At 70.6% G+C, this 20,371-nt stretch carries 18 protein-coding genes; 7 read left to right on the top strand and 11 right to left on the bottom strand.

The window, feature by feature from the left end:
- Positions 1-107 precede the first annotated feature (107 nt).
- Entirely contained in the window at positions 108-653 is a 546-nt protein-coding gene (locus J7I98_RS29665) for a hypothetical protein (RefSeq protein WP_214928117.1), read from the top strand.
- A 270-nt stretch (positions 654-923) separates the two neighbouring features.
- Here the strand turns inward: J7I98_RS29665 and J7I98_RS29660 are convergent, their stop codons facing one another.
- The 3 genes from J7I98_RS29660 to J7I98_RS29650 are packed head-to-tail and all read right to left on the bottom strand — an operon-like array spanning position 924 to position 3,060.
- On the bottom strand, positions 924-1,496 hold the full coding sequence (locus tag J7I98_RS29660; protein WP_214928116.1) for a cob(I)yrinic acid a,c-diamide adenosyltransferase: 573 nt from the start codon (positions 1,494-1,496) through the stop codon (positions 924-926).
- A gap of 13 nt (positions 1,497-1,509) precedes the next feature.
- Entirely contained in the window at positions 1,510-2,265 is a 756-nt protein-coding gene (locus tag J7I98_RS29655; RefSeq protein ID WP_214928115.1) for an ABC transporter permease, read from the bottom strand.
- A 12-nt stretch (positions 2,266-2,277) separates the two neighbouring features.
- On the bottom strand, positions 2,278-3,060 hold the full coding sequence (locus J7I98_RS29650) for an ABC transporter ATP-binding protein (RefSeq protein WP_214928114.1): 783 nt from the start codon (positions 3,058-3,060) through the stop codon (positions 2,278-2,280).
- Between the two features lie 79 nt (positions 3,061-3,139).
- Between J7I98_RS29650 and J7I98_RS29645 the strand changes: the two genes are divergently transcribed.
- The 4 genes from J7I98_RS29645 to J7I98_RS29630 all read left to right on the top strand — a co-directional run bounded on the left by J7I98_RS29645 (position 3,140) and on the right by J7I98_RS29630 (position 8,067).
- Positions 3,140-3,781, top strand: coding sequence for a TetR/AcrR family transcriptional regulator (locus J7I98_RS29645; RefSeq protein WP_214928113.1), 642 nt, complete (start codon positions 3,140-3,142; stop codon positions 3,779-3,781).
- Between the two features lie 138 nt (positions 3,782-3,919).
- The gene (locus J7I98_RS29640; RefSeq protein WP_214928112.1) at positions 3,920-4,768 is read left to right on the top strand and encodes a 3-hydroxyacyl-CoA dehydrogenase family protein; all 849 of its coding nucleotides are present in this window, start codon (positions 3,920-3,922) and stop codon (positions 4,766-4,768) included.
- 144 nt (positions 4,769-4,912) lie between these two features.
- Complete coding sequence (locus tag J7I98_RS29635) at positions 4,913-5,236, top strand: STAS domain-containing protein (RefSeq protein WP_214928111.1); 324 nt, start codon at positions 4,913-4,915, stop codon at positions 5,234-5,236.
- Between the two features lie 239 nt (positions 5,237-5,475).
- A complete protein-coding gene (locus tag J7I98_RS29630) occupies positions 5,476-8,067 on the top strand; it encodes an ATP-binding protein (protein WP_214928110.1) in 2,592 nt (863 codons plus the stop codon).
- A 96-nt stretch (positions 8,068-8,163) separates the two neighbouring features.
- On the opposite strand, the gene nucS is transcribed toward J7I98_RS29630, so the two are convergent.
- Positions 8,164-8,835, bottom strand: a complete 672-nt coding sequence (gene nucS, locus J7I98_RS29625) for an endonuclease NucS (protein ID WP_214928109.1) — start codon at positions 8,833-8,835, stop codon at positions 8,164-8,166.
- Between the two features lie 211 nt (positions 8,836-9,046).
- Here nucS and J7I98_RS29620 point away from each other — a divergent pair, with 211 nt between their 5' ends.
- A complete protein-coding gene (locus tag J7I98_RS29620; RefSeq protein WP_214928108.1) occupies positions 9,047-9,439 on the top strand; it encodes an SCO5389 family protein in 393 nt (130 codons plus the stop codon).
- 59 nt (positions 9,440-9,498) lie between these two features.
- Here J7I98_RS29620 and J7I98_RS29615 read toward each other — a convergent pair whose 3' ends face one another.
- A complete protein-coding gene (locus J7I98_RS29615; RefSeq protein ID WP_214928107.1) occupies positions 9,499-10,533 on the bottom strand; it encodes an LLM class flavin-dependent oxidoreductase in 1,035 nt (344 codons plus the stop codon).
- Between the two features lie 213 nt (positions 10,534-10,746).
- On the opposite strand from J7I98_RS29615, the gene J7I98_RS29610 reads away from it, so the two are divergent.
- Positions 10,747-11,079 (top strand): ATP/GTP-binding protein, encoded by a 333-nt coding sequence (locus tag J7I98_RS29610; RefSeq protein ID WP_214928179.1) that lies wholly within the window; start codon positions 10,747-10,749, stop codon positions 11,077-11,079.
- Positions 11,080-11,093: 14 nt separating this feature from the next.
- Here the strand turns inward: J7I98_RS29610 and J7I98_RS29605 are convergent, their stop codons facing one another.
- The 6 genes from J7I98_RS29605 to scy form a co-directional block, all read right to left on the bottom strand.
- Positions 11,094-11,939 (bottom strand): ABC transporter permease subunit, encoded by an 846-nt coding sequence (locus J7I98_RS29605; RefSeq protein WP_214928106.1) that lies wholly within the window; start codon positions 11,937-11,939, stop codon positions 11,094-11,096.
- Positions 11,936-13,180 carry an ABC transporter ATP-binding protein gene (locus tag J7I98_RS29600; protein WP_214928105.1) on the bottom strand — a complete coding sequence of 415 codons (1,245 nt, stop codon included), beginning with the start codon at positions 13,178-13,180 and terminating at the stop codon, positions 11,936-11,938. Before J7I98_RS29600 ends, J7I98_RS29605 begins: the two co-directional genes overlap by 4 nt.
- A 142-nt stretch (positions 13,181-13,322) precedes the next feature.
- Entirely contained in the window at positions 13,323-14,093 is a 771-nt protein-coding gene (locus J7I98_RS29595; RefSeq protein ID WP_214928104.1) for an ABC transporter permease, read from the bottom strand.
- A 2-nt stretch (positions 14,094-14,095) separates the two neighbouring features.
- Positions 14,096-15,010, bottom strand: coding sequence for an ABC transporter ATP-binding protein (locus J7I98_RS29590; protein ID WP_214928103.1), 915 nt, complete (start codon positions 15,008-15,010; stop codon positions 14,096-14,098).
- A gap of 181 nt (positions 15,011-15,191) precedes the next feature.
- Positions 15,192-16,130 (bottom strand): cellulose-binding protein, encoded by a 939-nt coding sequence (locus tag J7I98_RS29585; RefSeq protein WP_214928102.1) that lies wholly within the window; start codon positions 16,128-16,130, stop codon positions 15,192-15,194.
- A 183-nt stretch (positions 16,131-16,313) separates the two neighbouring features.
- Positions 16,314-20,330 (bottom strand): polarized growth protein Scy, encoded by a 4,017-nt coding sequence (scy, locus tag J7I98_RS29580; RefSeq protein WP_214928101.1) that lies wholly within the window; start codon positions 20,328-20,330, stop codon positions 16,314-16,316.
- Between the last annotated feature and the right edge of the window lie 41 nt (positions 20,331-20,371).

The following is a 20,371-nucleotide window of genomic DNA, read 5'->3' as shown; positions in this document are numbered from 1 at the left end:
GGGTGAGCGTCGGCTACATCGAAGGATGCAGTGCGGGTTCGTCACTGGCGACGACGAATCACGGTCCTGGGGACGGGAGGGTTGAAGCGTAACGGGAGGAGAGATCTGTGATCGTCACGCTGATCATCATCTGCGAAGTCGGCTTCTGGGTGCTGCTGGCCGGGGGACTGGCCCTGCGCTACCTGGCGAAGATGCCGCGCACGGGGGCGGCGGTACTGCTCATGGAGCCGCTGCTGGAGGTCGTACTGCTCGTGGTGACGGCCGTCGACCTGAAGAACGGCGCCGAGCCGGACTGGAAGCACGGGCTCGCGGCGGTCTACATCGGCTTCACGGTGGCGCTGGGCCATCGCACCATCAAGTGGGTCGACGCCAGGGTCGCTCACCGCTTCGCGGGCGGGCCTGTGCCGGAGCGGGCGCCGAAGTACGGGACGGCGCGGGCGGTGCATGAGCGGAAGGTCGCCGGGCAGTGGATTCTCGCTGCGGTGATCGCGTTGGGGCTGCTGCAGGCGGCGGTCTGGTACGTGGGGGGTGACGGTGATGTCGGGTCGCTGCGGATGTGGCAGCAGAAGATGCTCATTGCGATCGGCATCAATGTGATCATCGCGGCGAGGTACACGGTCTTCCCGAAGCGAGCTCCGGTGGGGGCGCGTTAGGGCGTGTCCGGCGGATCAGGCCGGCTTCAGGGTGCGGCGCGTTCCCGGTTCTGGTGAACGGGGTCTGGTGCGTGCAGCTGCAAGGCGGAGGAGGGAGGCGAAGCCGAGAGCTTGGGGAAGAGTGACGACAACGCCGCAGATGGGCGTGCCAGGCCCCGCGGTCCAGGCATGATCCGCCGGACACGCCCTGGTTCTCCCCACCCCGCGGAGAGGCTCCAATGGAGCCCCTCCAGCGGTTGAGGAGCGGGGAACTGCGCGCCGCAGGCACCCCTACCGCTCGCCGCCCGGCACCCACAGCACGTCCCCGACCTCCTTGTTCGCCACCCGCGCCAGGATGAAGAGCAGGTCGGACAGCCGGTTCAGGTACGTCGCGGTCAGCGGGTTCATGACCTCGCCGTGGACCTCGAACGCCGCCCACGTCGACCGCTCAGCCCGCCGTACCACCGTGCACGCCTGGTGCAGCAGCGCCGCGCCCGGCGTGCCCCCCGGCAGGATGAAGCTGCGCAGCTTCTCAACCTGCTCCAGGAAGTGGTCGCAGTCCGCCTCCAGCTTGTCGATGTACGACTGCTCCACCCGCAGCGGCGGGTACTTGGGGTCCTCGACGACCGGCGTCGACAGGTCCGCGCCCACGTCGAACAGGTCGTTCTGGACCCGGACCAGGACCTTCACGACCGCCTCGTCGAGCTGCCCCAGCGCGATCGCCGTCCCAATGACGGCATTCGCCTCATTCGCGTCGGCGTACGCCGAGATCCGCAGATCGGTCTTGGCGGTGCGGCTCATGTCGCCCAGGGCGGTGGTGCCCTTGTCGCCGGTACGGGTATAGATGCGCGTCAGATTGACCATGTGGCCAGCCTAGTTACGCCCCGGCTTTCCGGAAGACGCGTGTGCCCACCGTCACGGAGACAAGCACGAAGGCGATCGCCACGACTACGCCGTACAGCATCGCCGTACTCGCGTAGTCGCCCACGTACCCCGCCCGTACCGCGTCCACCAGATAGCGGAACGGCATGAAGTGCGACAGGACGTCCAGCCACCCCGGCGCGAGCGCCATCGGCAGCATCAGGCCGGAGAGCAGCATCGACGGCATCGACAGCGCGTTGATGACCGGTCCGAATTCCTGCGCCTTGGAGACGTTCAGTGCGAGCGCGTAGGACAGCGAGGCGAGCGCAGCCGTCAGTACGGCCACGAACGCGAAGCCGATCAGGATGCCGCCGAGGGGCGCCCGCAGACCCATGACCAGCGCGGCCAGTACCAGCAGCACCGCCTGGAAGACGAAGAGCGCCGCATCGCGCAGAATCCGGCCCAGCAGCAGCGCGAGCCGGCTGACCGGCGTGACGCGCATCCGCTCGACCACCCCGAACTGCTTCTCGATGATGATCGCGAATCCGGAGAACGACGCGCCGAACAGGCCCAGTTGGAGCAGCAGCCCCGGAACGAGGATCTGCCAGGAGTCGCCCTCGGAGCCGAGCGGCAGATCGGTCAGAAGGGGTCCGAAGAAGAGCAGGTAGAGGAGTGGCATCAGTACGCCGAAGAGGATCTGGAACTTCGATGCCAGGGTCTGGCGGGCGTACCGGCCGAAGATCAGTGCCGTGTCGGAGAGAAGTGCGGACATGAGAGAGGGCTCCTAGACGGCTACGGGGGTGGCATCGGCGGGCGCGGCGCTGCGCCCTGTGATGGCGAGGAAGGTGTCCTGGAGGGACGCGTCGAGCGAGCCGCCGTACTGGAGCTTGAGCGCGGTCGGTGTGCCGTCGGCGACGATCAGGCCCTTGTCGACGACGACGAGGCGGTCGGAGAGCTCGTCGGCCTCGTCGAGGTAGTGCGTGGTGAGGAAGACGGTGGTGCCCTGCTCCGAGCGGATCCGGCGCACCAGGTTCCACAGGTCGGCCCGGCTGCCCGGGTCGAGCCCGGTCGTCGGCTCGTCGAGGAAGAGCACCTCGGGGCGGTGGGTGAGGCCCATCGCGATGTCGAGCCGCCGCCGCTGGCCGCCGGAGAGGGCGCCGCACTTGCGGTCCATGAGGTCAGTGAGGCCGAGGTCGCGGGCCAGTTCGTCGGCGCGGGCGGCGGCCTCGGCCTTGGGGAGGCGGTAGAGGCGGCCCTGGGTGACGAGCTCTTCGCGTACGGAGACGTTGACGTCCACGCCGCCGGACTGGGCGACGTAACCGATCCTGCTCCGTACGCCCGCGGGGTCGCGGAGCAGATCGCAGCCCGCGACCGTCGCGGCGCCGCCGGTCGGCGGGAGCAGCGTCGTGAGCATTCGCAGGGTGGTGGTCTTGCCGGCGCCGTTGGGGCCGAGGAAGCCGAGGATCTCGCCGGGCTGCACGGTCAGGTCGATGCCGCGGACGGCCTCGACGGGGCCCGCCTTGGTGGTGAAGGTCCGGGTGAGGCCGGACGTGCTGATGATTGCCATGACCCAAGAAAAGCAGGGTCGCTTGAACTTTGCAATCACTCTAAGTTTTCAGCGAAGCCAAGGAAGTTAGGATGGAGGCATGGCTGAGGGACTCAGAGAGCGGAAGAAACGGCAGACCAGGCAGCTCATCTCGGACATGGCCACCGGCCTGTTCCTGGAGCGCGGCTTCGACGCGGTCACCATCGCCGAGATCGCGGAGGTCGCGAACGTCTCCGTCAACACCGTCTACAACTACTTCCCGGCCAAGGAGGACCTCTTCCTCGACCGGAGCAGGGGAGTCGTCGACCGGCTCTCCCGCTACGTACGTGCCCGCCACAAGGGGGAGTCCGCGACCGCCGCCGTACTGCGCGAACTGCGCGAGGCCGTCGAGAACGTCTCGCCGTCCGTCGGGCTCTTCGACGGCTACGGCGCCTTCATGCGCGTCGTACAGGAGGCGCAGAGCCTCAGATCGCGGCTCTGGGCAATCCAGCAGGAGCAGCTGGAGGACCTGGAGCAGACGCTGCGCGAGGAGGCCGGGGCCGAAGCGGACGACCCGCTGCCGGTGCTGGTGGCCGGCCAGCTGTCGTGGCTGCACTCGATGCTGATGGGGTGGATCGGGCGCGAGATCGTGGCCGGGCGCAAGGCTGCCGCGGTGTCCCGGGAAGCGCTTGTCCTCATCGACGAGATGGAGGAGCTGCTGAGCGACAAGGCGCTCAACTACGCGGTGCGAGCCGCCGAATGAGGCGTACCAGTGTGATGTCCGTCATTTGAGACGTGACGCGCATCTCTTCGCCTCCTCTCGGCCCCTCACGGACGCTAACCTCCGCCGGAGAGCCTGTGGTGGACAGGCGTTGAGGCCAAAGAAATCAAGGGGTGTGTCGTGGCCAGGAAGCTCGCCGTCATCGGAGCCGGACTCATGGGGTCCGGTATCGCGCAGGTCTCGGCGCAGGCGGGCTGGGACGTCGTCCTGCGCGATGTCACCGACGCCGCACTGACCCGCGGCCGCGACGGCATCAAGGCCTCGTACGACAAGTTCGTCTCGAAGGGCAAGCTGGAGGCCGCGGACGCCGAAGCCGCGCTCGGCCGCATCACCACGACCACCGACCTCGACGCGGTCGCCGACGCGGACATCGTCGTCGAGGCCGTCTTCGAGAAGCTCGAGGTCAAGCACGAGATCTTCCGCGCCCTCGACAAGATCGTCCGGCCGGACGCGGTCCTCGCCTCCAACACCTCCGCCATCCCGATCACCAAGATCGCGGCCGTGACGGAGCGTCCGGAGCGGGTCGTCGGCGCCCACTTCTTCTCGCCCGTCCCGATGATGCAGCTCTGCGAGCTCGTACGCGGCTACAAGACCAGCGACGAAACGCTCGCCACCACGCGCGAGTTCGCCGAGTCCGTCGGGAAGACCTGCATCGTGGTCAACCGCGATGTCGCGGGCTTCGTCACCACCCGCCTCATCTCGGCGCTCGTCGTCGAGGCCGCCAAGCTCTACGAGTCGGGCGTCGCATCGGCCGAGGACATCGACATCGCCTGCAAGCTGGGCTTCGGACACGCCATGGGCCCGCTCGCCACCGCCGACCTGACCGGTGTCGACATCCTGCTCCACGCGACCAGCAACATCTACACGGAGTCGCAGGACGAGAAGTTCGCGCCGCCGGAGCTGATGCGCCGGATGGTTGACGCGGGTGACATCGGCCGCAAGAGCGGGCAGGGCTTCTACAAGCACTGAACCGCGCCAAACCCCCTTGGGTTCACCCCCAAGGGTGAATTCGGTATCGGTTCGCTTACAGACGGCAACTTCCTTGCCCGTACGGCAGTCAGTTGGTGCAAGGAATCAGGACACGGAGAACTGACCCACTCTCGGGGAGCGCATATGCACATCAGGGGCGACCACGTCGAGCTGGTCGTCGGGGGCCGCCTCGACGTCCGCAGCGCGGCGGACGCCCGTACGGTCCTGCACTCGGCCGTCGACGACGGAGTCGGCGATCTCGTGCTCGACCTGACCGAGCTGGACTCCTGGGACGCCACCGGACTCGGTGTCATCATGGGCGCCCACCGGCGGGCCGGGCGGGCGGGCCGAAGGCTCGTGCTGCGCGGTGTGCCGGCCCAGATGCAGCGCCTGCTGGTGGCGACGCGGCTGCACCGCATCCTCGCCATCGAGGGCGGCATCGAAGCCGAGTCGCTGCCGCGCGTCTGAGTGCGCGCGGCGTCCACGCCTGCGGACGCGCCATCCTGGACGCACAATCCTCACGAGACTGTGACGTCCCGGGCGGGGTGGCACCCCTCCTGTTCCTGGATACTGTGCGAAGGTCTAGGGTTCGGTCGCCTGCCGATTGACGAACCCGAGTACGGCGGGCACCGGACCAGAAGCGACAGCGGGCGTGTGAAAGGCCGGGAGGGGCATCCGCACGCAACCGCATCTGGGGGGCTAGGACCATGGACCCGATGAACCGGGGACCGGAAGAGTACGGCCACGACAACGACCACTTCGGCGAGACCGAAGCCGGTGACGCATCGCGTCGGCCACCACAGGACGCGCTGCCACCGGCCATGGGGCAGCTCAAGGGCGGCGAACAGCCCGCGGCACCGGCGCCCGCGCCCAAGCCCGCTCTCGCCCGCACAGTGCAGGTCATCGCCGGTGACTTCCTGCTCACCGTCAACCCCGTCGACGGCAGCGAGATCGAAGCCTGCCCGCCCGGAGAGCGGCCCCCGCGGCCCGTACGGCACACCGCCGACGACCGCGCCGAGCTGCTGCGCGCGGCCCAGCCGCCCATCGCGCCGGGGCCCGTCGTTCCCGACCGTCCGCTCCTCGAACGCCAGGAGGAGCGTGAGCGACTCGTACGCCTGCTGGCGCGCGGGCGCTCCGTGCGGCTGACCGGACCCTCCGGATCCGGTCGTACGGCCCTGCTCGACGCCGTCGCCGCCGACTGCGCGGACCTCGCGCCCGACGGCGTCGTACGGCTCTGCGGCAGCCACCGCGCGCCCGACGAACTCCTCCGCGACCTCTTCGCCGCCGTATACAGCGCGCCGCTGCACCGGCCCGACCGGGCGGAGCTGCTCGGCCTCGTCCACGAGATCGGTGCGGTCGTCGTCCTCGACGACCTGGAGTTCGGCGGAGCCGCGCTCGACGAGCTGCTGGAGGCCACGCCCGAGTGCGCCTTCCTGCTCGCCGCTACGCCCGACGTCGCCGCCCCCTCGCCCGACTCGCACATCGAAGAGGTCTTCCTCGGCGGTCTCGGCCGCAGCGCGGGCCTGGAACTCCTGGAGCGGGCCGTGGACCGGCCGCTCACCGAGGACGAGGCCAACTGGGCCGGCGACCTCTGGTTCGAGTCCGAGGGCCTGCCGATGCGCTTCGTGCAGGCGGGCGCACTGCTGCGGCAGCGCGACCGGCTGCGCGCCGACCCCAACGCCTTCGACGAGTACGGCGTCTTCAACGAGCAGCCGGTCGACGCGCCCTTCGACGCCGAGGACGGTCACGACGTACCACTGCCCTCGCTCGCCGAGGGGGCGGCGCCCGTCGCGCTGCTCGCGTCCCGGCTGAGCGACTCCGCCCGCGCCACCCTGCGCTTCGCCCTCGCCCTCGGCGGCGAGGTCCCGCACCGGGCGCACCTGCCGGCGCTCGTCGGCGACACGCACGCCGACGCCGCGCTCGGCGAACTGCTCAGCTGCGGGCTGCTCTCGCCCGTCGGCTCGCGCTACCGGCTGGCGGCCGATGTCGCCGTACAGCTGGAGGCCATCGGGTACGCGGACGACGTGACGGAGCGGGCGCACACCGCCGCCCAGCACTACGCCTGGTGGACCGGGCACCCCTCCGTCACGCCCGAGCGTGCGGTGGCGGAGGCCGACGCCGTCCTCGCGGCGCTGAGCGGGCTGGTGCCGGGTAGTGAGGCGGGGCATCCGAGTGCCGCCGTGCTGCTGGCCCGTACGGCCGCACCCGCCTTCGCCGCCGGACTGTGCTGGGGCTCCTGGGAGCGGGTCCTGCGGACCGGCCTGGAGGCTGCGCGACTGGCGGGCGAGGTTGCCGAAGAGGCGTACTTCCACCACGAGTTGGGCGTCCTCGCGCTCTGCACCGGCCGCCTCGACCGGGCCCGCGCCGAGCTGGAGGCCTCCATCGCGATGCGCGGTGCCGTGGCCGACAAGAGCGGCACGGTCGCGGGGCGCAGGGCGCTCGCGCTCGTCGCGGACCGCTCCGGCGCGGGTGTCGGAGCAGGCGCTCCGGCTCTCGGCGGTCGTACGCCCGCGGGCGAGGAAGTGCCGGCCGCGCGCTACGAGGAATCGGCTTCGCCGCCCGGCGGCGTACCGGCTGCGGCCGCACCGTTCATGCTGCCCGAACGGGTCCAACTGGCGGGCGAGGACAGCACGTTGGTCACGCACCGCTCCGACGCGGGTGGTGGGGGCGGTGGTCCTCGCGCCCTGCTCAGCGGCGCCCGGCGCAACATGGTCGCCGCGGGCGCCGGCGCACTGCTCGTCGCCGTACTTGGCACTGTGGTGACGCTCGGCGCGACATCCGAGGACGAACAGCCGCCGAACAGGGTCACGTCCGAGCAGTCGGCCAACGAGGACGACGGTCAGGACGGCCTGACGGCCGACGAGCCGACCCCCGGCTCGACGAAGCGCCCCGGCGACCCGGGCGTCCCCGCGGGCCCCGGTACGTCCGGACAGCCCGACCCGGGGGAGAGCGGGGACAGCGGGGCTCCCGGTGACCCGTCCACGAGCGGCAAGCCGACGGACGACGATCCCTCGACGCCGGGGAGCAAGCCGCCGTCGTCGAGTGGGTCCACTCGGCCGGGCGGGGGCGGTTCTACGCCGCCCCGGACCACGCCGCCGCCGAGCCCTCCGACGTCCAGCAGCAGGCCGCCGTCGACGCCTCCGCCGACCACGACCAGTCCTACGCCGTCCACGTCGCCGTCGACGCCTCCGCCGGACACGTCGGATTCGGCCAGCGCGCCGGCTTCGTCCAGTGCGTCGGCGACGGAGTCGGCGCCGGAGCCGGGGGCGGAGTCGCCTTCGTCGAGTGCGGTGATCTAGGGGCCGCGGGGCTCCGCCCCGGACCCCACTCCTCGAACCTCAAATGCCGGACGGGCTGGATATTCCAGCCCGTCCGGCATGTGAGGGATCAGGTCGCTAGAACAGGCGGAGCTTGTCGTCCTCGATGCCGCGCATCGCGTTGTAGTCCAGGACCACGCAGCCGATCCCGCGGTCCGTTGCCAGTACGCGCGCCTGCGGCTTGATCTCCTGAGCCGCGAACACGCCCCGTACCGGCGCCAGATGCGGGTCCCGGTTGAGGAGTTCGAGGTAGCGGGTGAGCTGCTCGACGCCGTCGATGTCGCCGCGCCGCTTCAGCTCGACCGCCACGGTCGCCCCGTTCGCGTCGCGGCACAGGATGTCCACAGGGCCGATGGCGGTGGGGTATTCACGTCGGATCAGGGAGTAGCCCTCGCCGAGGGTCTCGATGCGGTCGGCGAGGAGCTCCTGGAGGTGCGCTTCCACGCCGTCCTTGACGAGCCCGGGGTCCACACCGAGCTCGTGCGAGGAGTCGTGGAGGATCTCCTCCATCGTGATGATCAATTTCTCGCCCGCCTTGTTGATCACCGTCCAGACACCGGCGTCGTCCCCGGTGCCCTCCTTGAGGGTGCAGGGCGGCGACATCCAGTTGAGCGGTTTGTACGCCCTGTCGTCGGCGTGAATCGAGACGCTGCCGTCCGCCTTCACCAAGATCAGACGGGGCGCGGAGGGCAGATGGGCGGTGAGCCGGCCCGCGTAGTCCACGGAGCAGCGGGCAATGACGAGACGCATGGGGCGCAACGCTACTCGACGACCCGTGCTCTACGCGATTCGCCCAGTAAGACCCCGTTCGTTGTTGGCTGGTTGTGTTCCCAATCTCCTGGTGCGGGCCCGGACACGCGCTTACCGTGGATGCAGGAGGTCGTCGTGCGTGCACTCTGCGTCGTCGCCCGCCTTCCCTGCCCGTAAGACTCCGCTCCGCGGGGTCGCGAGAGGAGAACCCATGTCGCTCGACGTCTCACCGGCACTGTTGGAACAGGCCGAGCGAGGCGATGTCGACGAAGCCGCATTCGTCGACTGCGTCCGGACCTCCCTGCCTTACGCATGGGAGATGATCAGCTCTCTGGTGGCTCAGCTGAAGGTCGACGGTGGCGAGTTCGCCGACAACCAGACGCCCCCGCCGGACGAGCAGGCACGTGGTCAGCTGCTGCGTGCACTCGCGAGTGACGCGATTCGCGGTGCGCTGCAGCGGCACTTCGGCGTACGTCTTGCATTCCAGAACTGCCACCGCGTAGCGGTGTTCCCGCTGGACTCCACCTCGGACGAGCGGCACGCCCGCTTCACCTCGATCAGGGGCCAGCTCCTCAACCAGTCTCCGGAACTGCGGGACTGCTGAGGCAGTGCTGCCGCTCCGGATTGCGGGAGGTACGTCCAGTACGGAGCGGCAGCATTCCATCACGCCAGGAGCGGCAGCACCTCGGACCCCAGCCGCCGAACGTTCTCCTCGGTGGTCGCCAGGTCGCCCGATCCCTCGGCGAGCAGTGCGAAGCGCGTGATGCCCGTACGCTCGGCCGTCGCCGCCAGCCGGTCCGCGGCCAGCCGCGGCGGCCCCACCGGGTGCAGCTCGCACAGCATCTCCGTGTACGCGACGGGGTCTCGCATCGCCCGGTGCCGTCCGTCGACCGTGACATGGGCGTCGAGACCCCGTTTGAGCCAGCCGGGCATCGCCTTGGTGAGCATCTCCGTGGCGTCCGTCGCGCGGTCCGCGATCTGGGCCAGTCCGGCCGACACATGGCCCGTCGTGGCGACCTTGTCCGGGTCGTGCCCCGCGGCGAGTGCCTGCGTACGCCACAGGGCCACCATCTCCGCCTTGTCCTGGTCGCCGCAGTGCATGCCGAGCAGCATCGGCAGTCCGCGCTCGGCGGCCATCCGCACGCTTTTGGGCGAGGTGCAGGCGAGGACGGTCTCCGGGCCGTCCGTCGCCGTTTCGTCCAGCAGCTCGTCCGGCCTTGGTACGACGGCGACTTGGCGGAAGTTGAACCGCTCTCCGCTGGCCTCGACGCGCGGCTCGCGCAGCCATCGCAGCAGCAGGTCCAGTGACTCCGGGAACCCCTGCTCGTACGCCGAAAGGCCCGAGCCGAACACCTCCAGGTCCACCCACGGCCCGCCCCGCCCGATGCCGAGCGTGAAGCGCCCGCCGGAGGTGAGGTGCAGCAGCGCCGCCTGCTCGCCGAGGGCGACCGGATGCACGGTCGGCAGGACACTGACCGCCGTACCCACGCGGATGCGCCGGGTGCGGCCGAGCAGAAATGCGGCAAGGGTCACGGCGGACGGACACACGCCGTACGGTACGAAGTGGTGTTCGGCGAGCCAGACCGAGTCCAGTCCGGATTCCTCGGCGACTTCGGCCGACCTCACCGCCCGGTGCAGTGCCTCCCCCTGGCCCTGACCCGGAAACTGGGCCGCCAGTACAAAAGTTCCAACGCGCATCGCCTTCTGCCTCCTTGCGGCCGACGCGGCATCCCCCTTACCGGCAACAACGTCTGACACGTGCCAAAGGCACGGGTGCGACGGAAGTTGTTGCGATTTTCCGGTAAACCGGCTCCGGTGTACGTCCGGCTCTCCTGCCGTGCGGTACGCGTACCCCTGTCGGATGGCCCTAGGCTGGGGGAAACCAGTCCGATCTGACCCGTGAGGTTCTACGTGTCCCCGCGCCGCAACCGCCCCAAGGGCGGCGAGAAGCCGAACGAGCTCGACAGCGGAGCAGCGGCAGGTGACAGATTCGGGCTGCAGAGCACCGAGTCGTGGCAGGGCGAGCAGTGGTCGGTGCGCCACGTGGCCGGCGCGAGCGCGGCGGGCAAGCGCTACCGCTGCCCCGGCTGCGACCAGGAGATCCCTTCCGGAGTACCGCACTTGGTCGCCTGGTCCGAGTACGGCGGCGTGGACGACCGGCGGCACTGGCACAAGGCCTGCTGGAACGCGAAGGACCGCCGCACCTCCAGGGTGCAGCGGTCCCGTAACGCCCCGCGCCACTGAGGCAGCAGGCGCAGTTACACGTCGCGCTTCTCCAGGGCGAGGAAGGCGCCGCCGAGCGCCGCCGCCGTCACGCCCAGCAGGATCCACAGCGGGTCCCAGCCGGACGGTCCCGACGGGGTGACCGAGGCGTCGTAGAAGACACCGAGCTGGTTGGGGATCGAGTACTCGAAGAGCGCCTGCTGAAGGTCGGCCAGCGTCTCGGAGAACATGAACATCGCCAGCACCAGCGGCAGCAGCACCACACCGATCATGATGGTGATAGCGCCCGCCGAGTGCCGGATGAGCGAGCCGACGGCGAGCGACAGCAGGCCCAGCGTCGCGACGTAGAGGCTGACGCCGACCGTCGCACGCAGCCAGTCCTCACCGGTCGGCGTGACGCCGTCCAGTGCACCGGTCTGGAGCGCTCCGACCATCGCCGTGGTCACCAGGGTGATGACGAAGGACAGCAGGAAGAAGACGATCGCCTTGGCGGCCAGCACGCGGGAGCGGCTGGGGCACGCCGTCAGGGTCGTACGGATCATGCCCGTCGTGTACTCGGAGGCGACGGTCATCACGCCGAGCGTGATCACCGGGATGCTGCCGAGCAGTACGCCGAAGAAGCCGAGGCTGAGGACCGGGGTCTCGCCGAGGTCGGCGCCGGAGGAGCTGACGGCCACCGTCGAGAGCACGCCGATGCCGAGGACGAGCACGATCATCACACCGAGCGTCCAGACCGTGGAGCGCACGGAACGGATCTTGGTCCACTCGGAGGCGAGCGCGTCACCCAGGCTCGCCTTGCGCACCGGGATCGGCGAGATGTACGAAGCGACGCCCTGCTGCTGGTACTGCTGCGGGGCCTGCTGCTGGTACGGGGTCGTCATCGGGCGTCCTCGGGGCTGTCGCTCTTGGTCAGGTCTGCGGCGGGCGACCCCGCTGGCGGCGCTGTCGGCGCCGCCGGCGCGGCGGGCTGTGCGGCGGGCTGGGCCGGCGCGGAGGCGGGCGGCGCGGCGGGCGGCGCGGCCGGAGCCGCCGCGTACGGGTTCTGGACCGGGGCGGGCGCCTGGCCCGGCGCGGGGGCACCGCCGAAGGGCTGTCCGCCGGCCTGGGGCGGCGGCGGGGCGTACCAGCCCTGCTGCGGCGCCTGCTGTGCGGGCTGGGCGTACCCGGCGGGCTGCTGCGGCTGCTGGAAGCCGGCCAGCTGGTCGGCCGTCGAGCGGTAGTCCACCGCGCCCTGTGTCATCCGCATGTACGCCTCTTCCAGCGAGGCCTGGTGCGGCGAGAGCTCCCACAGCCGTACGTCGGCGCCGTGCGCGAGGTCGCTGATGCGCGGCAGCGGCAGCCCGGTGACGCGCAGGGCTCCGTCCTGCTCGTTCATGACGTGCCCGCCCGCCTCGGAGAGTACGGCGGACAGCTTCTCGCGCTGCTGCGGCTCGGTCTGCGGCGTACGCACCCGGGCGAAGTCCGCGGAGTTGGCGGAGATGAAGTCCTTGACGCTCATGTCGGCGAGCAGCTGCCCGCGTCCGATCACTATCAAGTGGTCGGCCGTGACCGCCATTTCGCTCATGAGGTGGCTGGACACGAAGACCGTACGGCCCTCGGACGCCAGCGTCTTCATCAGGTTGCGGACCCAGAGGATGCCCTCGGGGTCGAGACCGTTGACCGGCTCGTCGAAGAGCAGCACCTGCGGGTCGCCGAGCAGCGCGGCGGCGATGCCCAGGCGCTGCCCCATGCCCAGCGAGAAGCCCTTGGAGCGCCGCTTGGCGACGTCCTGGAGGCCGACCACCCCGAGCACCTCGTCGACCCGCTGGGACGGGATGCCGGAGAGCTGCGCCAGCGACAGCAGATGACTGCGCGCGCTGCGCCCGCCGTGCACGGCCTTGGCGTCGAGGAGGGCGCCCACCTGGCGAGGGGCGTTGGGGAGCTTGCGGAAGGGGTGACCGCCGACGGTGACATGGCCCTCGGTGGGCTCGTCGAGCCCGAGGATCATGCGCATGGTGGTGGATTTGCCGGAGCCGTTGGGGCCCAGGAAGCCAGTCACCGTGCCCGGGCGCACCTGGAAGGAAAGGTTGTACACGGCCGTCTTGGCGCCGTAGCGCTTCGTCAGGCCGACTGCCTCGATCATTCTGCAGCCCCATCGACAGGTCGGGTGGTCGGGGCTGTGACCAGATGGCCGAACGCGCCCCCGTAAGGGTTAGGAGGATAACCGCGCACTGACGGTTCCGGCCAAGCCGGAGACGGCACCGAACCGTGACCGGAGAGCCGGACTAGGCGTCCCGCCGCTTCAGCAGGACGTATCCGCAGGACACCGCCGCGACGGCCCACAGCGCCATGATCAGCAGTCCGCCCCACGGGCCGTACGGGGTGTCGTCGTCGAGCGGCGGCACCACCTGCATGATCTTGCTGCCCGCCTGGTCGGGGAGGTACTGGCCGACCTTCTTCGTCGCGGAGACATTGCCCAGGATCGGGGCGAGCAGGAAGAAGACCGGCATCAGGATGCCGAGCGCGAGCATCGGGCTGCGCAGCATGGCGGCGACGCCCATCGAGAAGAGTGCGATGAGGGTCATGTACAGCCCGCCGCCGATCACCGCGCGCAGTACGCCCGGGTCGCCGATGCCGGCCCTCAGGTCACCCAGGATCGCCTGGCCGAGGAAGAAGGCGGTGAAGCTCGTTGCCATGCCGACGGCGAGTGCCAGTGCCGCCGCGACGGTGATCTTGCTGAAGAGGAAGGTGCCTCGCTGCGGAACAGCGGCGAGGGACGTCCTGATCATTCCGGTGCTGTATTCGTTCGACACCACCAGCACACCGAAAACGATCATTGCAAGCTGCCCAAGACTCGTTCCCGCGAAACTCACGAACGTCGGATCGAAGGTGAGCTTGTCCTCCGCGCTCATGTTCTTGAATTCGTTCCTGGAAAGAATACTGATCAGTACGCCGAGGGCAATTGTGGCGATTGCGGAGAGGCTGAGTGTCCATACCGTGGACTGAACCGATTTGATCTTGGTCCATTCCGACTTGAGCACCTGCGTGGCCGCCATGGTCAGGCCTCCTTCGAGTGCGCGTGATATTCGACGGACTCCGCCGTCAGTTGCATGAAGGCCTCCTCCAGGGACGCCTGCTGAGGGCTCAGTTCGTGCAGTACGAGCCGATGCCGGGCAGCGAGCTCGCCGAGCGCCTCCGCCGTCGCGCCGTCCACTTCGAGCGTCCCGTCGACCGCGCCGATCCCGGTGATCCCGGCCTCGTGCATGACGTCGCGCAGACGCTCCTGCTCCGGGGAGCGCAGGCGTACGTAACTGCGCGAGTTCTCCCGGATGAAGTCCGCCATCGTGGTGTCGGCGAGCAGCCTGCCCTGGCCGATGACGACCAAGTGGTCGGCCGTGAGCGCCATTTCGCTCATCAGGTGCGACGAGACGAAGACCGTACGGCCCTGGGCCGCCAGCGACTGCATCAGATTGCGGACCCAGTGGATGCCCTCGGGGTCGAGACCGTTGACCGGCTCGTCGAACATCAGGATCTCGGGGTCGCCGAGCAGCGCGCCCGCGATGCCGAGCCGCTGCCCCATGCCGAGCGAGAAGCCCCTGGCACGCTTCTTCGCGACCGCCGTCAGGCCCACCGTGTCGAGGACCTCTTTGACGCGGCTGCGGGGGATGCCGTTGCTCTGGGCAAGGCACAGAAGGTGGTTGTACGCGCTGCGGCCGCCGTGCATGGCCTTGGCGTCCAGGAGCGCGCCGATGTACTTCAGCGGATCCTTGAGGTCGGCGTAGTGCTTGCCGTCGATACGGACATCGCCCGCCGTCGGGTTGTCCAGGCCCAGCAGCATCCGCATGGTGGTCGACTTGCCCGCCCCGTTGGGCCCCAGGAAGCCGGTCACCATGCCCGGCCGTACGGTGAAGGTCAGATGGTCGACGGCCAGTTTGTCGCCGTAACGCTTCGTCAGCCCCGTCAGCTCGATCACTGAAATTCACCTCGCGAATGCGCCTCGGTCTGTGGGCCTGCCTGGTTGTCCGGCCGGGGGTCCGGGGGGCGTCCCCCGGGAGAGCACAGCATGACGGCCACGCTAAGGGCGCAGAAAGCCCCCCGCCACTGGAATGGCAGGGGGCCTTTTGGGGCTGATTGCGTCGTACGCGTGCCGGTGGTCAGCGGGTCTGCTGCGCCGGGACGCCGCGGGTGATCGGCTCGTCGTCGGCGGGGGCACCGGCGGCGGCGACGGCCGCACCGGTCAGCGTGGCCAGCATCTCGCGGACGTTGGTCAGCTGCGCGTTGATCGAGTCGCGGCGGTTGGTGAGCGCCGCCAGCTCGCGCTCGGATTCGCTGCGGATCCGGTCGGCCTTGGCGTTGGCGTCGGCCACGATGTCCTCGGCCTGGCGCTGCGCGGTCTCCACCGTCTGACGGGCGCGGCGCTCCGCGTCCGTACGAAGCTTCTCGGCCTCCAGGCGGAGCTGCTCGGCGCGGTGCTCGATCTCGGCCAGACGCTTCTCGGCCTTGGCCTGACGCGAAGCCAGGTCGCGCTCGGACTGCTCGCGGCGCTTGGCCAGGTTCGTCTCGAAGTCCGCGGCGGCCTGGGCGGCCTTGGCGCGGGTCTCCTCGAAGAGCGCGTCCGCCTCCTCGCGCTTCTGCTGCGCGTCCTTCTGAGCCTCGGTGCGGAGCGTCGAGGCGTCACCCTTGGCCTTCTCGACGATCCGTACGCCCTCGTCCTCGGCCTTCGCCTTGCGCTCCGAGGCGAACGATTCGGCATCGTTGCGCACCTGCTGGGCGGCGGACTCGGCGAGCTCGCGGTGCTGCTCGGCGGCGCGACGGGCCTCCTCGCGCAGGTCCTTCGCCTCCTCCTCGGCAAGACGGAGGATCTTCTCGACGCGCGCACCGAGACCGGCGTACGACGGCTCCGCGTCGCTCACCTGGGCCTGGGCGTTCTGCGTCTCGAGGTGGAGCTCCTCGATGCGCTTTTCCAGAGCAGTGATTCGGGCCAGAGCGCTGTCACGGTCGGCGACGAGTTTGGTAATGCGGTCGTCCACCTGACCGCGGTCGTAACCACGCCGCACGAGCTCGAAGCCGAATGGGGAGGAAGTGTCGCTCATGAGGTTCCTGTCGAATGAGACCGGTGAGGTGATAGGGGGAATCCTAGGGGCCCGAGCGGCGTGTCATCGAGCCATTGCCAGTTTGATCTGGAGAATGACCCCCCTTTTGAGTGGCTAACCGCCAGACAGCTTGCCACCCGCAAGGATGAACACCCGCGTGAAGCACTTGACTGGGGCTCCTGGCTACCCCTCGGAAGACTTGCCACCCGAACGATTCCCGCCCGCCGCCGCGCCCGCTTTGACCGCACCCGCGGCAGAGCCGCTGTTCGGTGCCGTTTTGCCGCCCCCGGCAGGTGCCTCAAAAGATTCCAACGCCTCAAGTACGTCCTGGACACGGGAGATTTCGGCCTGAATGTCCTCACGGCGGCGTACCAGCACATCGAGCTCGCGCTGCCCGTCGTCGACCAGACGCTTCGCCTCGGCCTCCGCCTCGGCATGCACCCGCTCGGCGTCCCGTACCAGCTCGGCCTTCTTCCGCTCGGCCTCCTTGAGCAGCCCCTCGGCCTTCTTCACCGCGGCGAGCCGGACCTTGCCGGCCTCGGAACTCGCGTCGGAGACCATCGCCTTGGCCTTCGCCTCCGCCTCGGCCTGCTGCTCCGTGGCGGCCTTCACCAGCTTGTCGACACGCTCGCCGGCCGTCCGCATCTGCTCGGACGTCTCGCGCCGGGCCCGCTCGTGCAGCTCCTCGATCTCGCTCTCCACGCGAGCGCGCAGCTCCTCAGCCCGCTCCCTTATGGCGGTGGCGTCCCTGCGTGCCCCGACCAGCAGCTCGTCGGCGTCCGTACGGGCCTTCTCCACCAGGGAATTGCCCTCGATCGTCGACTCCGCGACCAGCCGCTCGGCCTCGTTGCGGGCCGCGCCGACCATCGTGTCGGCCTGCTCTTCGGCCCGGGTCGCCGCGAGCAGGGCCTCCTCCTGGGCCTTCGTCATCAGCTGGTCCGCCTGCTCCGCGGCGTCCGCACGGCGCTTGGACGCCGCCTCGCGCGCCTCGTCGACCAGCCGGTCGGCCTCGGTCCGCGCATCGCTGCGCATCCGCTCCGCCGCTTCCTCGGCGTCCGCCCTGACCTTCTCGGCCTCGGACCTGATGCGCTCCGCCGCCTGCTGGGCGGAGCCCACCGTCTCGGCGGCCTCCGCACGCAGCCGCTCGGCCTCGCCGCTCGCATCCGAAATGAGCTTGTCCGCCTCGGCGCTCGCCTCGGAGACGAGCTTGTCCGCCTGCGACGCGGCGTCCCCGCGGCGCTTGTCGGCGGCCTTGCGCGCCTCGTCGAGGACCTGCCCGGCCTCTTCGCGTGCCTCGGCGCGCAGCCGCTCGGCGCCGGCCTCGCCGTCCGCCTTGATCTGCTCGGCCTCGGAACGGATCCGGGTCGCATCCTGCCCCGCGGCCGTCAGCGCCTGCACGGCCTCGGCCGCCATCCGCTCGGCCTCGCTCGTCGCCTCGCCGATCAGCCGGTCCGCCTGCGCCGCCGCGTCGTTACGGATGCGGTTGGCGTCCTCGCGGGCCTCGGCGCGCGAACGGGCTGCGTCCTGCTCGGCCGAAGCCAGCGCGTCGGACGCCTCCGTACGCATCCGCTGAGCCTGCTCGGAGGAGTCGGAACGCAGCCGGTCCGCCTCCTCGATGGCCTCGCCGACCGTGCGCTCCGCGAGCGCCTTCGCCGCGTCGGTCTCCTCCTGCGCCTGGCGGCGTACCCGGGTGGCGTCCTCGGTGGCCCGCTCCCGCTCCTCGTACGCGTCGGCGCGGACGCGGTCCGCCTCCTCCTGCGCCTCGGTCTTCGTACGCTCGGCGGCGTGCTCGGCGGCGGAACGCAGCCCGGCGACGTCCTGCTCGGCCTGCTCGTGCAGCCCGGCCACCGCGTCCCGTACCTGCTGCGCCGTCTGCTCGGCGGCGGCCACCAGCTCGGTCGCCCGGTAGTCCGCCTCCTGGACCAGGCGCTGCGCCTCGGTCTGCGCGTCGTCGACCCGCTTGCGGGCCGAAGCCAGCAGCTCCTCGCTCTGCTCGCGGGCCTGCGCACGCTCCTGCTCCGCCTCGTCGCGCGCGGCGGCCAGCGTCTCCTCGGCCGTCCGGCGGCGCCGCGCGGCCTCCTCCTGTGCCGCGGCCAGCGCCTCGGCGGCCTCGGCCCCGACGCGCTCAGCGGCGGCCGCGGCCTCCGCGCGCATCCGGTCGGCGCTCTCCTGCGCCTCCGCCTTGAGCCGCTCCGCCTCGTTCGCGGCCTCACTGCGCAGCCGTACGGCGACGGTCTCGCCCTCGGCGCGCGACTGCGACGCATCGGCTGCGGCCTCGTCACGGAGCCGCTCGGCCTCGGTCTCGGCCTGCGCCTGGAGCGTACGTACCCGCTCCGCCGCCTCGGTCCTGAGCCGCTCGATCTCCTCGCCGGCCTCCCGGCGCAGCCGCTCCGCCTCGGCCCGTGCGTCGCGCAGCGCCTCCTCGGCGGTGGCGACGCGCTGCTCGGCCTCGGTGTGCAGCCGGGTCAGTTCCTCGGCGGCCTCCTCCTGGCGGGCCGCGATGCCGCGCTCGGTCTCCTCGCGCAGCGCGCGGGCGGCCTCCTCGGCGTCGGCCGTGGTGCGCTGTGCCTGCTCGTCGGCCTCCGCGCGCAGCTGGTCGGCCTCGGTGCGGGTGCGCTCCAGGGTCTCCTCGGCCTGCCTGCGCAGCGTCGTGGCGCGCTCGATGGCCTCGGCGCGGACGCGCTCGCTCTCGGCGGCGGCGGAGGTGCGCAGCTCGTCGGCGTCGGCCCTCGCCTTGGTCAGCAGCTCCTCGGCGGTCCTGGCCGCCTCCTCGATCTGCTGGACGGCCTCCCGGCGGGCCTCGCCGCGGATCCGCTCGCCCTCCGCGACCGCCTCGGCCCGCAGCTGCTCGGCCTCGCCGCGCAGCCTGCGCGCCTCCTCCTGCAGCTCGACCGTCTTGGCCCGGTACTCCTTGGTGTCGTCCTTCGCGGCGCCCTTGAGCTGGTCGGCCTGCTCCGCGGCCTCCTGGCGCAGCCGCTCGATCTCAGCCTCCGCCTCGCGGCGGATCCGCTCGGCCTCCTCGGACGCCTTGCGGGTCGTCTCCTTGGCGTCGTCCGACGCCTTGGTGAGAACCTCTTCGGCCGTACGGGCAGCCTTGGCGAGCTGGGCCGCCGAATCCTCGGCGGCGGCCGTACGGGCCTTCTCTGCGGCCTCCGCGACCAGCCGCTCCGCCTCGGCGCGGGCATCGGCGCGCGCCTGCTCCGCCTCGGCCTTGAGCGCCTCGGCGTCCTTGGTGGCCTCGGCGACGAGCCGGGCGATCTCCGACTTGGCGGTACGGGTGCGCTGCTCATTGACCGACTCGGCGGTCGTCAGCTGCTTGGCGGCCGAGTCCTTGGCCTCGGTCAGGACCTTCTCGGCCTCGGCGCGCGCCTCGCGCAGCGCCGTCTCGGCCTCCTGCATCCGCTGCTCGGCGGTGCGGCTGAGCTCGGCCGCCTGCTGCCGTGCCTGGTCGGACTCGGCGGTGGTCGTCGAACGCAGCTGCTCGGCGTGGGTGGTCGCTTCCTGCGCCTGGTTGGACGCGGCGTTCAGCAGGCGCTCGGCGTCCTTGCGGGCGCGCAGCAGAATCGCTTCGGCCTCGCTGCGGGCGTTCTCGGCCTCCGCGCCGAGCCGCTGGCGGGCCTCACGGGCGACCCGCTCGGCCTCCGCGCGGGCGGCGGACAGAGCCTGCTCGGCCTCGGCGCGGGACTCCTCCAGGAGCCGGCGTGCCTGTGACTCGGTACGGGCGCGAAGCTGCTCCGCCCACGCCACGTTCTCGTTGACGTGCGCCTCGACGGTCTGCCTGCGCTCCGCCAGCTCCTGGTCGAGGCGCTGGCGGCGGGTGACGGCCTCCGAATGCAACTCCGCCTGGAGCCTTGCCTGGTGCTCGGCGTGCTCCTGGAGGATCCGCTGAGTCTGCGCACGGGCGTCGCGCAGTTCGCGTTCGGCGTCCGTGCGCAGCTGGTCGGCTTGGATCTGGGCGTTACGGAGCAGCTGTTCGGCCTGGTAGCCGATGTCCGCCGCGTCGTAGGCAGGTCGGGACGCGAGGTTGCGACGCGCCTCGTGGAGCTTGGCGCGCAACACCTCGACCTGGTAGCCGAGGTCCTCGGCGTGCTGAACGGCCTTCTCCCGCTCGGTCTTCAGCCGCTCCATCTCGGCTTCGAACCGCGAGAGATGGTCGGCTTCAGCCCGCGGTGGGCTCTCCTGGCGTTCGTAGCCCCGCACTGCGCGGTCCCATCCGTCCCCTGGTCGCAACTCTTCCGAAC

Source organism: Streptomyces sp. ISL-98 (assembly GCF_018614055.1).
GTDB lineage: Bacteria > Actinomycetota > Actinomycetes > Streptomycetales > Streptomycetaceae > Streptomyces > Streptomyces spiramyceticus.
This window is presented reverse-complemented; position numbering and strand designations above follow the sequence as displayed.